The sequence below is a fragment of the Streptomyces sp. NPDC107550 genome (genome assembly GCF_055639095.1).
On the sequence record NZ_JBVKBC010000038.1, the window covers coordinates 46,825 to 62,432 of the forward strand.

16 protein-coding genes are annotated in these 15,608 nt (G+C 70.7%); 9 read left to right on the forward strand and 7 right to left on the reverse strand.

Annotation, left to right across the window (positions count from 1 at the left end):
* Window positions 1-139: 139 nt before the first annotated feature.
* Together ACZ7LY_RS30940 and ACZ7LY_RS30945 are read right to left on the reverse strand one after the other, a co-directional pair.
* Window positions 140-1,138, reverse strand: a complete 999-nt coding sequence (locus ACZ7LY_RS30940; RefSeq protein ID WP_471628056.1) for an inorganic phosphate transporter — start codon at window positions 1,136-1,138, stop codon at window positions 140-142.
* 9 nt (window positions 1,139-1,147) lie between these two features.
* Complete coding sequence (locus ACZ7LY_RS30945) at window positions 1,148-1,768, reverse strand: DUF47 domain-containing protein (protein WP_111665497.1); 621 nt, start codon at window positions 1,766-1,768, stop codon at window positions 1,148-1,150.
* Between the two features lie 199 nt (window positions 1,769-1,967).
* On the opposite strand from ACZ7LY_RS30945, the gene ACZ7LY_RS30950 reads away from it, so the two are divergent.
* On the forward strand, window positions 1,968-2,321 hold the full coding sequence (locus ACZ7LY_RS30950; protein ID WP_471628057.1) for a metal-sensitive transcriptional regulator: 354 nt from the start codon (window positions 1,968-1,970) through the stop codon (window positions 2,319-2,321).
* Window positions 2,322-2,377: 56 nt separating this feature from the next.
* Here ACZ7LY_RS30950 and ACZ7LY_RS30955 read toward each other — a convergent pair whose 3' ends face one another.
* Complete coding sequence (locus ACZ7LY_RS30955; protein ID WP_471628058.1) at window positions 2,378-2,557, reverse strand: hypothetical protein; 180 nt, start codon at window positions 2,555-2,557, stop codon at window positions 2,378-2,380.
* Window positions 2,558-2,666: 109 nt separating this feature from the next.
* Window positions 2,667-3,512 carry an SCO4651 family lipoprotein gene (locus ACZ7LY_RS30960; protein ID WP_471628059.1) on the reverse strand — a complete coding sequence of 282 codons (846 nt, stop codon included), beginning with the start codon at window positions 3,510-3,512 and terminating at the stop codon, window positions 2,667-2,669.
* A gap of 118 nt (window positions 3,513-3,630) precedes the next feature.
* Here ACZ7LY_RS30960 and ACZ7LY_RS30965 point away from each other — a divergent pair, with 118 nt between their 5' ends.
* Window positions 3,631-3,780, forward strand: coding sequence for a hypothetical protein (locus tag ACZ7LY_RS30965; RefSeq protein WP_471628060.1), 150 nt, complete (start codon window positions 3,631-3,633; stop codon window positions 3,778-3,780).
* A 134-nt stretch (window positions 3,781-3,914) separates the two neighbouring features.
* Window positions 3,915-5,480: an FAD-binding oxidoreductase gene (locus ACZ7LY_RS30970; protein ID WP_471628061.1), complete on the forward strand. Its 1,566-nt coding sequence runs from the start codon at window positions 3,915-3,917 to the stop codon at window positions 5,478-5,480.
* Window positions 5,481-5,503: 23 nt separating this feature from the next.
* On the opposite strand, the gene ACZ7LY_RS30975 is transcribed toward ACZ7LY_RS30970, so the two are convergent.
* Complete coding sequence (locus ACZ7LY_RS30975) at window positions 5,504-6,223, reverse strand: phosphatase PAP2 family protein (protein ID WP_471628062.1); 720 nt, start codon at window positions 6,221-6,223, stop codon at window positions 5,504-5,506.
* Window positions 6,224-6,409: 186 nt separating this feature from the next.
* Window positions 6,410-7,426, reverse strand: a complete 1,017-nt coding sequence (locus ACZ7LY_RS30980; protein WP_471628069.1) for an NlpC/P60 family protein — start codon at window positions 7,424-7,426, stop codon at window positions 6,410-6,412.
* Window positions 7,427-7,738: 312 nt separating this feature from the next.
* Here ACZ7LY_RS30980 and ACZ7LY_RS30985 point away from each other — a divergent pair, with 312 nt between their 5' ends.
* From ACZ7LY_RS30985 to ACZ7LY_RS31010, 6 genes are all read left to right on the forward strand, one after another.
* Complete coding sequence (locus ACZ7LY_RS30985; protein WP_326019448.1) at window positions 7,739-8,047, forward strand: hypothetical protein; 309 nt, start codon at window positions 7,739-7,741, stop codon at window positions 8,045-8,047.
* 199 nt (window positions 8,048-8,246) lie between these two features.
* A complete protein-coding gene (locus ACZ7LY_RS30990; protein WP_471628070.1) occupies window positions 8,247-9,056 on the forward strand; it encodes a hypothetical protein in 810 nt (269 codons plus the stop codon).
* Complete coding sequence (locus tag ACZ7LY_RS30995; RefSeq protein ID WP_471628063.1) at window positions 9,046-10,392, forward strand: energy-coupling factor transporter transmembrane component T family protein; 1,347 nt, start codon at window positions 9,046-9,048, stop codon at window positions 10,390-10,392. The genes ACZ7LY_RS30990 and ACZ7LY_RS30995 overlap by 11 nt, the downstream gene beginning before the upstream one ends.
* Window positions 10,389-11,948 carry an SCO6880 family protein gene (locus ACZ7LY_RS31000; protein WP_471628064.1) on the forward strand — a complete coding sequence of 520 codons (1,560 nt, stop codon included), beginning with the start codon at window positions 10,389-10,391 and terminating at the stop codon, window positions 11,946-11,948. The genes ACZ7LY_RS30995 and ACZ7LY_RS31000 overlap by 4 nt, the downstream gene beginning before the upstream one ends.
* Before the next feature lie 27 nt (window positions 11,949-11,975).
* Complete coding sequence (locus tag ACZ7LY_RS31005; protein WP_471628065.1) at window positions 11,976-13,388, forward strand: ATP-binding protein; 1,413 nt, start codon at window positions 11,976-11,978, stop codon at window positions 13,386-13,388.
* Window positions 13,389-13,390: 2 nt separating this feature from the next.
* On the forward strand, window positions 13,391-14,920 hold the full coding sequence (locus tag ACZ7LY_RS31010) for a P-loop NTPase family protein (RefSeq protein WP_471628066.1): 1,530 nt from the start codon (window positions 13,391-13,393) through the stop codon (window positions 14,918-14,920).
* 2 nt (window positions 14,921-14,922) lie between these two features.
* Here ACZ7LY_RS31010 and ACZ7LY_RS31015 read toward each other — a convergent pair whose 3' ends face one another.
* Window positions 14,923-15,492, reverse strand: coding sequence for a GNAT family N-acetyltransferase (locus ACZ7LY_RS31015; protein WP_471628067.1), 570 nt, complete (start codon window positions 15,490-15,492; stop codon window positions 14,923-14,925).
* Between the last annotated feature and the right edge of the window lie 116 nt (window positions 15,493-15,608).

Sequence of the window (15,608 nt, forward strand, 5' to 3'; positions counted from 1 at the left end):
CCCCAGCCCCGGCTAACTGAGCGCCCGAAGGGGCGCGGGGAACTGCGCGACCAGCCACAACAAAAGCCGCGGCCGCGCCACGCGGAACCCCGCAGACGCGACCGCGACAAGGACGACCCTCAGGTCAAGGAAAGGCCGCTCACCCGAACGCCAGCCACACAACCCCGTAGGACGCCGCAGCGACCACCGCAGCCGCAGGCATCGTGATGAACCACCCGAGGATGATGTTCTTGGCGACCCCCCAGCGGACAGCGTTCACCCGCTTGGTGGCCCCCACACCCATGATCGCCGAGGTGATCACATGCGTCGTGGAGATGGGCGCGTGGAACAGGAACGCCGACCCGAACATGATCGACGCCCCCGTCGTCTCCGCCGCGAACCCCTGCGGCGGATCCAGCTCGATGATCTTGCGCCCGAGCGTCCGCATGATCCGCCAGCCACCCGCGTACGTACCGAGCGAGAGCATGACCGCGCACACGATCTTGACCCAGACGGGGATCGGGTCGTTGTAGGTCTCGTGACCGCCGATGACCAGCGCCATCACGACGATACCCATCGTCTTCTGCGCGTCCTGGAGGCCGTGGCCGAGCGCCATGCCGGCCGCCGAGACGGTCTGCGCGATACGGAAACCGCGCTTGGCCTTGTGCGGGTTGGAACGCCGGAACAGCCACATGATGAGCGTCATCACGAGGTAACCGACGACGAGACCGATCACCGGCGACGTGAACATCGGGATGACGATCTTGTCGAGGACGCCGGACCAGTACACGGTCGTGCCACCGGCGAGCGCCGCGCCGACCATGCCGCCGAACAAGGCGTGCGAGGACGACGAGGGCAGCCCGAAATACCAGGTGATGAGGTTCCACACGATCGCGCCTGCGAGGGCGGCGAACAGGATGCCCATGCCCTTGTCGCCCTCGGGCGTCGCGATGATGCCCTCACTGACGGTCTTGGCGACGCCGCTGCCGAGGAAGGCACCGGCGAGGTTCATCACGGCGGCCATGGCGAGCGCGGCCCGCGGGGTCAGCGCCCGCGTCGAGACCGAGGTGGCGATGGCGTTCGCGGAGTCGTGGAAGCCGTTCGTGTACGTGAATCCGAGCGCGACGGCGATCGTCACGATCAGGGTGAAGGTGTCCATGAGCCGGCCTCAGGACTCCTTCACGGCGATGGTCTCCACCGTGTTGGCCACGTGCTCGAAGGCGTCGGCCGCCTCTTCCAGCACATCGACGATCTGCTTGAGCTTCAGCACCTCGATGGCGTCGTACTTGCCGTTGAAGAGCGTCGCGAGCAGCTTGCGGTGGATCTGGTCGGCCTGGTTCTCCAGGCGGTTGACCTCGATCCAGTACTCGGTGAGGTTGTCCATCGTGCGCAGGTTCGGCATGGCCTCGGCGGTCAGCTCGGCCGCCCGGGCCAGGACCTCGATCTGCTGCTCGACGCCCTTGGGGAGTTCCTCGACCTGATAGAGGACGACGAGGTCGACGGCCTCCTCCATGAAGTCCATGATGTCGTCGAGGGACGAGGCGAGGTTGTAGATGTCCTCGCGGTCGAAGGGCGTGATGAACGAGGAGTTGAGCTGGTGGAAGATCGCGTGGGTGGCGTCGTCACCGGCGTGTTCGGCTGCCCGCATCCGCTCCGCGATCTCGGCCCGGGCGGAGGAATCCGCCCCGAGCAGTTCCATCAGGAGCTTCGAGCCCGTGACGATGTTGTCCGCGGACGCGGCGAACATGTCGTAGAAGCTCGTCTCCCTGGGGGTCAGACGAAAGCGCACGTGGGGTCCTCGGGGTGCTTTGGATTCGGTCAGGCTGATGCTAGGCGCATCATCCGGCCACGGCTAACCGGCGTTCCCCCAGTGTCGCCCATCAGGCACAGTGATCAGCACTGGGTCCCGCGAACCGCCTGTTACCGAGGGAAATCCGGTACCATATACCCACAGGGGGTATACAGATGACAACGGGAGGCCGGGCACGATGACCACCGAGACCACGGACGCCACGCCGGCGGAGCCCACGGCCGAGATCGTGACCGACCACGACCGCGGCATCCACGGCTACCACCACCAGAAGGACGAGCACCTCAAGCGTCTGCGCCGCATCGAGGGCCAGATCAGGGGCCTGCAGCGGATGGTCGACGAGGACGTCTACTGCATCGACATACTCACGCAGGTGTCCGCCTCCACGAAGGCGCTCCAGTCCTTCGCGCTCCAGCTCCTGGAGGAGCACCTGCGGCACTGCGTCGCCGACGCGGCCCTCAAGGGCGGCGCGGAGATCGACGAGAAGGTCGAGGAGGCCACCAAGGCCATCGCCCGCATGCTCCGCACCTGACCGGCCCGGGCCCGCCCTCCCGCCGTCAGTCCCAGGTCAGCGCCGTCCGCCCCGGGTCAGCGCCGCTCGTCGCGGTCGCCGGGGCGGGCCGTCTCCGCGACCCGCAGCACCTCGTCGATCCGGTCGGCGCTCAGCCGCTCCCCCGAGACGGCGGACGCCGCGATGATCAGCTCACCGCACAGCTCGATCTCGGCGAGGGCGACGTGGTCGTGCACCGCCGTGCCCACCGGAGCCACGTTCCTCCACCCCTTCCTCCGCCTCGAAGCCGCCTGCGGCTTCCAGCGTAGGGAGCGCACACGGGGGCGCACATGGCACGGAAGAACCATTTCCGGGGGTCAGGACACGCTAGTTCCCGGCCACCTTCCCGGCGTAGATGTCGCCCTTGTCCGGCAGCCGCACCGAGGCCCGCCGCCCGAACCCGTACCAGCGCGTGACGGAGACCACCTGCTTCGCCTCGCGCCCGGCCCGGTAGGTGAAGCGGTGACGTACCTCACGCAGCAGCCCGCCCTCGTCGAGGTACGCGTCGAACGGCACCGCCCGGCTGCCGAACCCTTTCGCCGCCGCGCCCAGCGGCCCCCGGCTCGCCGCCGACGCCGCCTGCGCCGCGGCGGCCAGGTCGAGGCTGCCCCGGTAGTGCCGCGTCCGCACCCCGCCCACCTCGCTCTCCCCGACGTACGTCACTTCCCGCGCCCCGCGCAGCAGTTCGGCGGCGGCGAGCGGGTCGGTGGCGCCGCCCGTCACCAGGTTCCCGTCGCGCAGCGCGGCCGTGTCCACCCGCACCCACTTGTCGGCGGGCACGCCCGCGCCCCGGTTCTTCATGAACAGCGCGCCCGGCGCGAGCAGTTCCGTGATGGGCCGGTGCTCCGCCTGGCCGGCCGGGTCGCGCGGCAGCCGCAGCGTCAGCTCGCCGAGCCCCGCCCGGTAGTCGTAGACACCGGTGCCGCGGATGGTCACGCGGGTCCCGCCGCTCGCCATCTCCATGGACGTACGGGCCTGGGAGCTGCCCTCGCGGATCAGCCGGTCGGCCGCCCCACGCACCGCGACGGCCGGATCGGGCCCCCGGTCCCCGGCCTCGGCGCCGCCCCCGCACCCGCTGACGAGCGCGAGCAGGGCCACGACGCCCGCGGCGGCGGCCCCGCGTCTCGCCTGCCCGGCCGAAGCCACCGGGCGCCCGTGCTGCTGCACCACCATCGCTTGTCTACCCCCAAGCCCGTCCGTGGGTGTGCGGCCCCTTGTCGTCCGGTTAACGACGAGTAGGGACGCCCGTCACGCGAACGGGGGGTTTACATGGGCCCGCTACCGTGACCATGTGGCACAGGAACAGCACGCGCACACGACGTCGATCGTGGAACAGGGCCGCTTCTGCCTCGCCCGCTGCACCTGCGGCTGGCGCGGGCCCGCCCGCCGCGCCCGCAGCAAGGCCCGCACCGACGCCGACGAACACCGCGAGGCGCCCTGACCCGCGCCCCGGCGATACCGTGCCCCCGCGCTCACTCGCCCCGGCGATCCCCGGCCCCGGGAACCCGGGCCCCGTACATCCCGTCTCGTTGAGCGGGAGGCGACGGGCGGTCCGGCGCACAGGGGAGGTACGGCATGCAGCGGCGTACGTTCATGGCGGCCTCGGTCGCCGCACTCGGCGCGAGCGCCTGTTCGACGGGCGGCGGCACCTCGGGCACCGCCCGCACCTCGTTCCCCGTCCGTTCGGCCCGCGCCGGTGCCTCGGTGCCGATCGGCACGGCCCGCGCCGCCGCCGACCTCGCCGGCCTCGCCCGCGACCTCGACGGCACGCTGGTCCGCCCCGGCCAGGCGGCCTGGGCGAGCGCCCGCCAGCTGTACAACACCCGCTACGACAGCCTGCGTCCCTCGGCCGTCGCGTACGTCTCCCACGCCGACGACATACGCACGACCCTGGCCTACGCCCGCGCCCGCCGCGTCCCCGTGGCGATACGCAACGGCGGCCACTCGTACGCGGGCTGGTCCTCCGGTGACGGGCGGCTCGTCGTCGACGTGTCGCGGCTGCGCTCGGTCCGCGTCTCCGGGGGCACGGCGGTCATCGGCGGCGGCGCCAAACTCATCGACGTCTACCGCGCGCTCGCCGCCCGGGGCGTGACCATACCGGCGGGCTCCTGTCCCACGGTCGGCATATCGGGCCTCACCCTGGGCGGCGGCCACGGCGTGGTCTCCCGCGCGTACGGGCTGACCTGCGACAGCCTCACCCGGGCCACCCTGATCACCGCCGACGGCAAGCAGCTCACCGCCGACGCCCGCACCCACCCGGACCTGTTCTGGGCGCTGCGGGGCGCGGGCAACGGCCAGTTCGGGGTGGTGACGGAGCTTCAGTTCCGTACCCATCCGGCGCCGCAGGCGGTGTCCGCGTACATGACGTGGCCGTGGGCGAAGGCGGCGAAGGTGCTGAAGGCGTGGCAGAAGTGGGGGCCCGCGCAGCCCGACGAGATCTGGTCCTCGCTGCACTTGGCGAACGTGCCGGGCGGCCGCCCCACGGTCTCCGTCGCCGTGTTCTCGCTGGGCACGTACGGCGAGTTGCAGCACGCGGTCGACCGGCTCGCCGACGGGGCGGGCGGCCCGGGCCCGGCCTCGTCGGTGTCGCTGCGGCGCCGCTCGTACGAGGAGTCGATGGAGGTGTACGCGGGCTGCTCGTCGTTCGCCACGGACGCCCAGTGTCATCTGCCGGGCACCACCCCGGGCCGGGCCCCCTCGGGCGCGCTGCACCGTGAGACGTACGCCGCGCACTCCGACTTCTTCGACCGGAATCTGTCGGACGCGGGCGTGCGGGCGCTGCTGCGGCAGGTGGAGACGGTCGCGGCGGGCGCGGGCTCGGTGGCGCTGACGGCCCTGGGCGGCGCGGTCAACCGGGTGGACCCGACGGCGACCGCGTTCGTGCACCGCCGCTCGCGGATGCTCGCCCAGTACCTCGTGTCGTGGCGGGCGGGCACCTCGGGGACGGCCGAGCGGGCGTGGCTGAAGCGGGCGCACACCGCGATGGGCCCGTACGCGTCGGGAGCGGCGTACCAGAATTACACTGACCCGACGCTGACCGACTGGAAGCGGGCCTACTACGGGCCGGCCGCGAGCCGTCTGACGGCGGTGAAGCGCCAGTACGACCCGACCGGCTTCTTCAGCTTCCCGCAGTCCCTCTGACGCCGCCGACGCCCCTCGCGGCCCTACGCGGCCAGGTCGCGCTCCTCGGCGGCACCGCGCCCGCCGGGCAGCTCGACGGCGTCGGTCGCGGGGGCGAGCGCGCGGGGCGCCCACACGAGCCGGGCGGCGCGGGAGCGGGCGACGGCACGGGCCAGCGGGGTCAGCAGCGCGGAGGCGAGCGGCGACAGGAGCAGCGCGACGGCGGTGCCGAGGGCGAAGCCGCCGATGACGTCCGTCGGGTAGTGCACGCCCATGAAGACGCGGCAGAACCCTTCGAGGACGGCGAGGCCGATGCCGACGAGCCCGAGCTTGCGGTGCGCGACGAAGAGGGCGACGCCCATGGCCATGGCGAGCGTGGCGTGGTCGCTGACGAACGAGAAGTCGGTCTTCCCGGCGACCAGCACGTTAAGACCGTCGTGGTCGCGGAAGGGGCGCGGGCGCTCCACGAAGCCGCGGATCGGCACGTTGACCAGGACGGCGATGCCCGCGGCGAGCGGCGCCCACACGACGGCGGCGACGGACGAGGCGGCGTCATCGAGCGCGCCGCGGCGCCGCGCACCCCACCACGCCCACAGGACCAGCAGCACGAGCGCGAGGAGGATGCCGTACTCCCCGACGAACTCCATGGTCCGGTCGAACCAGCCGGGGGCGTCCTGCGACAGCCCGTTGATGTCGTAGAGCAGCGTGACGTCGGGGTTGGACCCGGAAGTCCCGAGCGCTTGGACTGCCTGGAGTCCAGCCATAGTTCAGCGGCCCTTTCGTCGCGTCAGCCGTCAGCCACCCCCGTGGACGTGATTCGGTTCTAGAAGAGGAACGCACGGCGCCGCCCTCCCCGTTCCGTACTCCACCGAATGATCACGCAGACGTTATCGAAGAGAGACACGAATCCGCAGCTCAGGGCCAGGGCCTCACGCTGGGTTCCAGCCAGATCACACCTCGGGCGACGTGCTCGGCAGCGCTTTCGCGCCATCTTCGGTGACCCGCGTCGCCCCGAAGTAGTCCGGGGTGTCGATCGGGTCGAACCGGATCACGGCGCCCGGGCGCGGCGCGTCGATCATGTAGCCGCCGCCGACATAGAGGCCGACGTGCCGGATGGCCCGGCTGTTGGTCAGGTCGTCGGAGAAGAACACCAGGTCACCGGGGAGCAGCTCGTCCCTCCTCGGGTGCGGCCCCGCGTTGTACTGGTCGTTGGCGACACGCGGCAGCTTCACCCCGACCGTCTCGTACGCGGCCTTCGTCAGCCCCGAACAGTCGAACCGGCCGTTCTGCTCCGCCGTCCCGTTCCCGCCCCACAGATATTCGGTGCCGAGCTTCTTCTGCGCGTAGTAGATCGCGGCGGCGGCCTGCTGCGAGGGCTGCACCCGGCCTACGGGCCGCGCGAAGGACTTGGCGAGCGTCTTGATGGTCTTCACGTAGTTCTGCGTCTCGCGGTACGGGGGGACGCCGCCGTACTTGATGACGGCGTAGGAGCCCGCGTTGTACGACGCCAGCATATTGGCCGTGGCGTCGCCGGGGACGTCCTTGACGTACGAGGCGAGCTTGCAGTCGTAGGCGGCGGCCGAGGGGATCGCGTCGTTCGGGTCCCAGATGTCCCGGTCGCCGTCGCCGTCGCCGTCCACCGCGTTCGCCGCCCAGGTGCCCGCGATGAACTGCGCGATCCCGTACGCCTTGGCCGGGGACTTCGCGCGCGGGTTGAAGCCGCTCTCCTGGTAGAGCTGGGCGGCGAGCAGCGCGGGGTTGATCGCCGGGCAGAGGTTGCCCCACTTCTGGACCAGCGGCTGGTAGGCGGCGGGCACCGCACCCTTGGCCAGACCTACGGCGCCCTGGCCGACGCCGCCCGCGATACTCCCGGCCGTCATGTACGTACCGACCACGAGCAGCATGACGAACCCGGTGCCGCCCGCGAGGGCCGAACCCGCGACGATCCACGCCTTACGCACCGTCAACCGCCTCTCGCCACGCACCCGTCGGAGGAGAACCCCGGGCAGTTTACGGTCGGGGCGGGCCCGCGCGGGAGCACGCCGGACGACACCGCCACGGCGGAACGGCGCGCGAGACACGACGGAACGGCGCGCGAGAGCCGTCGAGCGGCTCATTGCTCCCGGTTACTGTCCGTGATACACAGAGTAACCAAATGAACTCGGCCAAGGAATGGCGCCAACTGTGCGGGCACGGCCGCCGTTCTGAGGAAGAATGAGCCTGACCTCTGCGCTGCGGCGGGGGCGACAGAACTACCCACATGGGGCGGTGAGTTACACATGCTGCTGGCAGCGGAAAAGGGCGACATCTCGACCATCATCGGCGGGATCGCCCCGGACTGGGGCCCGTTCGGGACCCTGGGCAACGAGGCGCGCGTGATGATCGAGGTGGTGATGGCCGTGGCCATCCTCCTCTGCCTCGGCATCGCCATCTGGGGCGCCGCGAAACAACGGATCGGGGCGACGGCCCTGCGCGACACCTTCAGCGCCGAGCAGGGCAAGGGCCTGATCATCGCGGGTCTGACCGGCGTCTTCATCATCGGCTCCCTCGGCACCCTCTTCACCATCGTGTACGGCATGGCCGTGTAGCCCGGCTCACGCATCGTCAGTTTCGGGCCTGTCCCACCCGGTCACCCCTTCCAGGCCCCTGTCCCCCTTGTCCCGTCGTGCCCACCGGCTGAGGTTGCGTCTCCCTGATGTCGAGTCACCACACCGCGCCCGCGCGGGAACCAGCACGGCTACCGTCATACGCGGTGGTTCAGCATGAGGTGGAGGGGGCGTGCCCGCGATGAGTCCCGACGGCCGGCAGGACGACGATCTCTACGGCGGCACGGGCCAGACCCGTACGCGACTGCCCGAGGGGTCAGGCTCCGACGGATACGGCGGCACGCGCAGACCGGGACGGTCCTCGTCCCGGTCCCTGGTGACCGTGGTCGGCGTCGTCGTCCTCCTCGTCGCCGCCATCGCCTTCGCCAACCGCGGCGACTCCGGCTCCGACGACCGGGGCGCCTCGGGCGGCAAGCCCCAAGCGGCCCCCACAGCGGCGACCGGCACCCGCCCGGTCACCGACCACTACGCCCACGACACCCAGGGGGCACAGTCGGCGGCGGCGAATTATGCGGTGCGGCTGGGCGGTGACGGCATGTTCAACACGGCCCGGCGCCACGAGATCGTGGCAGAACTGGCCGATCCCAGTTCCCTCAACCGCCTGCAGTCCGGTTTCGACGCGGACTACTCGGCATCGTTCTTCAAGTCCGTCGGTCTTGACGCCGAAGGGCGAGCCCCTGCCGGCTCGACGTTCGTGAACCGGACGCTCCCCGCGGGCACCAAAGTCACGAGTTACAGCGCCACCAAGGCCACCGTCGAGGTCTGGTGCAGCGGGTTGTTCGGCATGACCGGCGAGTCCTCCCGGAACCCGGTTACCTCGAACTGGTTCACCGTCACCATGAAGCTGAACTGGAACAGCGACGGCTGGAAGGTGCTGGACACTCGCCAGAAAACGGGGCCAACGCCTGTCACGGGCGACGCCCGGGTCTCCGGCTCCGACGAGATCGGAAACGCGGTCAAGGACTTCGGAGGGTTCACATATGCCCGGTAGCCCACGCCGCGCTCTCAAGGTGACGTCCATGCTGGCCGCCGCGCAAGCGGCGCTGTTCCTGTACGCCGGACGCGCGGTCGCCGCCCCGGAGGACGACCCCTGCAGTCTCATCGCCGGCCCCGCCAAGAAATACTGCGAACGCAGCGACACCCACAAAAGCGGCGGAGCCGGAAGCGGAGGCGGCCCCTCCCTCCCCGACGGCACCACCAACCCCCTGGACCCCCTCTCCAGCCTCGCCAAGGGCTGCGCCGACGCCGCCTCCTGGACCGTCGACAAACTGAGCGAGGCCGTCCAGAAGACCGCCACCGTCGACTTCACGAACGGCAAGTTCCTCCAGCAGTACGCGATCGTCTTCGCGGCCTCCGCCGTCCTGACCCTGCTCCTGTGGCTCCTCGCCGTCGCCAAGCGCGCCGTCCGCGGCGTCCCGCTGTCGACCGCGCTGTCGGAGGCCATCGGCTTCCTGTGGCTGACGGTGCTGGCCTCCGCGTTCACCCCGCTGATCCTGTACACCGTCGTCTCCGCGACCGACGCCGTCACCGACGTCCTCGCCAAAGCGACGGGCAATCAGACGGACACGTTCTTCGGCACGTTCTCCGCCGCACTGAAACAGGGCGACAACATCGGCGGCGGCCCGATCATGCTGATCATCGTCTCCCTGGTCTCGGTCATCGCCGCCGGCGTGCTCTACCTGGAGCTGTATCTGCGCGCGGTCCTGCTGTACGTCGGCGCCCTGCTCGGCGTCATCGTCTACTCGGGGCTCGTCGACAAGAACCTGTGGGGCCACGTCAGGCGCTGGGCCGGGATCATGGTCGCCATCATCCTCGTGAAGCCCGTCATCGTGATCGTGCTGGGTCTGGCGGGCGCCCTGTCCACCAGCTCCGACGGCCCCGACTCGCTCGCCGCGATCATCTCCGGCCTCGCCATCGTGCTGCTCGCCATCTTCGCCAGCGGCATGATCTACCGCTTCGTCCCCGGCTTCGGCGACGAGATGGCCAACGTACGCAAGAACCGCATGATGCAGGGCGCCGAAGGCAAGGCCGCCGCGGTGATCTCCTCGCCCGCGGCCCTCGTCTCCCAGGGCATCAAGACCCACAGCACCCGCGCGGACAGCGGTGGCCCCGGCGGGGGCGCCGGCCAGGCCCGCCCCGCCAACCCCGCGTCCGGCGGTGTGGCCGCGCACAGCACGCGCCCGGCCACGGCCGGGGGCGGCGGCGGAACTGTCCCCTCCGCCGCACCCCCGCCCCGTTCCAGCCCCACGAACACGCCGCACGCGGGCGACCGCGCCGGCGGTAAGACCAGCAACAACGGCAACCGGCAAGGAGGTGCAGGGCGTTGACGACCCAGTCCCACGTGTCCCCTCCGGTCACGCCCCGCCGCACATATCTGATCGGCCGCGCCCGGCCGAACGCGATCGTCGGCAGGAACCGCGAGTCGGGCGAGCTGTTCCTGATCATCGCCGGCGCCTTCCTCGGCATGATGTGCGGCCTGCTCGTCCCTGTCCTGTCCCTGCGGATCGTCCTCCTCATGGGCTTCCCGCTGCTCGCGCTCGCCGCGGTGTACGTCCCGTACAAGCACCGCACGTTCTACAAGTGGTTCGAGATCAACCGCAGCTACAAGCGGCAGCTCAAGCGCGGCGCCGCCTACCGCTCCCGTGCCATGGACAGCGGCACCCGGCTCGACGGGCGCGAGGTCGAGATCGGCCCGCCCCCCGGCATCGGCCGGCTGAACTGGCTGGCGGCCCCCTTCGGCCCCGACGAGATCGCCGTGCTCCTGCACGCCGACCGCCGCACGGTCACCGCCGCCATCGAGATCGAGGGCCCCGGCGTCGGCCTGCGCGACTCCGAGGACCAGGAGGCGCTCGTCGACCGGTTCGGCACCCTCCTCAAGCACGTGGCGAACGGCGACGGCTTCGTCACCCGCCTCCAGATGCTCGCCCGCACCCTGCCCGCCGACCCCGACGCCCACGCCAAGGACGTCGCCGTACGCGGCGACGAGCGGTCGCCGGGCTGGCTGCAGGAGTCGTACGACCAACTGCAGTCGATGGTGTCGACCAGCAGCGAGCAGCACCGCGCGTACCTCGTCGCCTGTATGCACTTCACCCGCGAGCTGGCCGCCGAGGCGAACGCGATGGCCCGCGCGAGCCGCCCCAAGTCCGGCCGCAAGATCGACCGGGACGCGGGACTCGCCGTCGTCATGGCCCGCGAGCTGACCGACATCTGCTCGCGCCTCCAGGAAGCCGACATCCGGGTCCGCCAGCCGCTCGGCCAGAGCCGGCTCTCGTCGCTGATCCACTCGATGTACGACCCGGACCACCCGATCGACCACATCCAGGCCATGACGAAACGTAATGCCTGGCCCGCCGAGCTGGACGCGACCGAGCCCACCTACCTCCAGGCCAAGACCCGCGAGTCCTCCACCCGCGCCCCCTGGTGCCACGCCACGGCCTGGGTGAAGGAGTGGCCCATGACCCCGGTCGGGGTCAACTTCCTCGCGCCGCTCCTCGTGCACACCCCGGACGTGATCCGCACGGTCGCCGTCACGATGGACCTCGAACCGACGGAGGTCGCCATCGAGCGGATGCTGACGGAGAAGACGAACGACGAGGCGGAGGCGTCCCGCGCCGCCAAGATGAACCGGACGGTCGACCCGCGCGACATCGCCGCGCACGGCCGCCTCGACCAGCGCGGCGAGGACCTGGCGTCCGGCGCGGCCGGCGTGAACCTCGTCGGCTACATCACGGTCTCCTCCCGCAACCCTGACGCGCTCGCCCGCGACAAGCGGACCATCCGGGCCTCGGCCGGCAAGTCGTATCTGAAGCTGGAGTGGTGCGACCGCGAACACCACCGGGCGTTCGTGAACACCCTGCCGTTCGCCACCGGCATCCGAAGGTAGGTCACACGTCCCCCATGGAGGCTCCCCATGCGTGACCCCCTGTCCCTCCTCACGGACGCCTTCACCTCCTTCCTCTTCGGAAAGGTGGAGACGACCCGGCTGCCGGTCCGTACGTCGACCGGGCAGGCGCAGGCCGTCTACCTGCCGACGGCCGCCCCCGGCCTCGGCGACTCCGGCGTGATCATCGGGCGCGAGGTGTACTCCGGCAAGGGGTACATCTACGACCCGTTCCAGTTGTACGGGCAACAGCTTCCCGCCCCGCACTGGCTGGTCCTCGGCGAGTCCGGCAACGGCAAGTCGGCGCTGGAGAAGACGTACGTGATGCGACAGCTGCGGTTCAAGGACCGCCAGGTCGTCGTCCTCGACGCGCAGGGGGAGGACGGCGTCGGCGAGTGGAACCTCATCGCGCAGGAGCTGGGGATAACGCCGATCCGGCTCGATCCCACGGCCGCCCTCGACATGGGCATCCGGCTCAACCCGCTCGACCCGGCGATCACGACGACGGGCCAGCTCGCGCTGCTCCGCACGATCATCGAGGTCGCCATGGGCCACGGCCTGGACGAGCGCTCAGGCTTCGCCCTGAAGGTCGCGCACGCCTATGTGAACGAGACGATCGTCGAGCGCCAGCCGGTCCTGACCGACATCGTGGAGCAGCTCCGCCACCCCGAGCCGGAGTCCGCGGAAGCGATGAACGTGGCCATAGAGGACGTACGGGCCTGGGGCCTGGACGTCGCCCTCGTACTGGACCGCCTGGTCGACGGTGACCTGCGCGGCATGTTCGACGGCCCGACGACGGTCGGCATCGACCTGGACGCGCCCCTGATCGTCTTCGACCTGTCCCACATCGACCGCAACTCCATCGCCATGCCCATCCTCATGGCGATCGTCGGCGTGTGGCTGGAACACACCTGGATCCGCCCCGACCGCAAGAAGCGCATCTTCCTCGTCGAAGAGGCGTGGCACATCATCAACAGCCCGTTCGTGGCGCAGCTGTTCCAGCGCCTGCTGAAGTTCGGCCGGCGGCTCGGCCTGTCGTTCGTGGCGGTGGTCCACCACCTCTCGGACGTCGTGGACGGCGCGGCGGCGAAGGAGGCGGCGGCGATCCTCAAGATGGCCTCCACCCGCACGATCTACGCGCAGAAAGCCGACGAGGCCCGCGCCACGGGCCGCGTCCTCGGCCTGCCGCGCTGGGCGGTCGAGATCATCCCCACGCTCACGCCCGGCATCGCGGTCTGGGACGTCAACGGCAACGTCCAAGTGGTCAAACACCTGGTCACCGAGACGGAACGCCCGCTGGTCTTCACCGACCGCGCGATGACCGAGTCGTCCGCCGACCGGCTCGCCGACGACGCCCTGCACGCGGCCGAGCTGGAGGCGGAGGAACGGGCGGCGGCATTCGTGGAACAGCGGCTCACCGACTCCGAGTCCACGGTGGCGTGAACATGCGGGACGAACGCGCGTACCGGGCCCCCCAGGAGCACCGCGGCCGGGGCGTCCCCGACTCCCTGCTGATCGGCGTCCTGGCGTTCCTGCTGGGCATGGCGGCCCTGGTCTGGACGTCGACGGGCCTGTCCGGCCTCTTCGCCAAGGGGGCCTGGCCGGACGGCGTGACGCTCGGCCATACGCCGCCGGCCATGCGGTCCCTGATCGCGCGCCCGCACGACATCCCGGCCGCCTGGCCCTCGACCCCGCCGGCCCAACTCTCGGGCTACGGCCTGTTCTGGGGCCTGCTCATCGGCCAGCTGATGATCCTGGTGGTCCTCACCATTTTCATCGCCGGCACCCTAACCCGCTGGCGCACCCACGCAAGGTCCCACAACGACCCCCCAAAGGGGCGCGAGGAACCGCGCACGCCAGCGGCAAACGAGCCCGCACGGGAAATCCCCGGGCCGGACAACTCCCTCCAGGGGCGCGAGGAACCGCGCACCCCAGAGCCAATCGAACCAGCACTACAAAACCCCGCCCCGGAGAACTCCCTAAAGGGGCGCGGGGAACTGCGCAACGCCCACCCCAGCGACCCCGCACTGGCAATCCCGGCCCCCAGACCAACCCCCCTCCTACTGGGCCCACCCCAAACCCGCCAAGCCCACGCAGTAAAGGCCATTCAAGACGCAGAGGGCCCCGCCCTCATCCTCACCTCCTCCCCCAAGGTCTGGGAGGAAACAAAGGACGCCCGGGCCAAACTGGGCCCGGTCCTCCTCTACGACCCCACGCACCTGTGCGACACCCCGGCCCGCATGCACTGGAACCCCGCATCCGGCTGCGCCGACAAGGAAACGGCGGCAACCCGCGCGGCAGCGCTCCTCGCCCCGACCCGCCCCACGGCCCGCCTGGACTCCGAGCTGGCGGACACCGCGGAAACGCTCCTCCGCAGCTACCTGCACGCCGCCGCCGTGGACGGCAAACCGTTCCGCCACGTCCACCGCTGGGCCCAGGGCACCCAGGTCCAGGAGGCGGTACGCATCCTCCGTACGAACCCGAAGGCGGCCCCCGGCGCGGCCGGCGAACTCGAAGCGGCGCTCACCTCGCACACCGAACGCCGTGACATGGCCCAGGAGTTGACGGCCCGCACACTGTCCTCCCTGTTCACGGTCCACGTACGAGACGCCTGCACCGCGAACCGAAATGACGCGCTCACCCTGGATTCCTTCATCGATGAAGGGGGCACGCTCTATGTGGTGGGTGAAGCCATCGAGGACCCCAAGGCGAACCCGGGCGCGATGCCGCTGCTGACGGCACTCGCCGCAAGCGTGGTCGAGCACGGCCGCCGCATGGCCGCACGGTCATCCGCCGGCCGGCTCGACCCACCAATGACGCTCGTCCTGGACGACGTCGCGGCCGTCGCCCCGCTCCCCCAGCTCCCCGAACTGCTGACGACCGGCACGGACCTCGGCCTGGAGACCCTGGCCCTGCTCCGCTCCCGCGAACAGGCCCGCACCCGCTGGCCCGAAACCAACCTCCCCACCCCCTGACCTCACCACCCCACCGCGGACGCCCCACCTCCGAAGCCGGCCAGCTCCATCTCATGGTCCACTTTGGAACCGGCCCCGTTGGCCACCTCGACCCCCGTGCGCCGAAACCCGAACCGGCGATAGAACCGCGCGGCCCGCTCATTGTCCTCATGAACATGCAGCCGCACCCGCCGCACACCGTCCTGCGCGAACCCCCACGCGACAGCCGCAGCGAAGAGCTCCTCGATCACCCCGCTCCCCCGCGCCTCGGGCCGCACGTACACCCCGACGAGCTGAGCCTGCCGCCCGTCCACGGCCCGCCCGAAGAAGTCTCGCGTCCCCGGCTCCTCGACGAGCACGACGACGGTCCCGTCCCAGCCCTCATCAGGCCGCACCGCCACGAACTGACGGGCTCTCGTGCCATGCGAAGCGCCGGCGGCCCTCTCGCGCCAGAAGTCGTCAGGCCGCGCGAGCGCCTGCTCGTACGTCTCCAGGAAGGCGATCGGCGCGGCCTCGTCCCGCAGCGCGGCAAGCCGCAACTCCCGTACCTCGCGCCATTCGTCGTCTCGCACAGCCCTGATCTCGTACGTCATGCCGAGGACCCTACGGGAGGTCTGTAAACGCGAAAAAGCCCTGGACGGTAACCCGTCCAGGGCTTTCTCTCAACAATAGTTCGGCGGCGTCCTACTCTCCCACAGGGTCCCCCCTG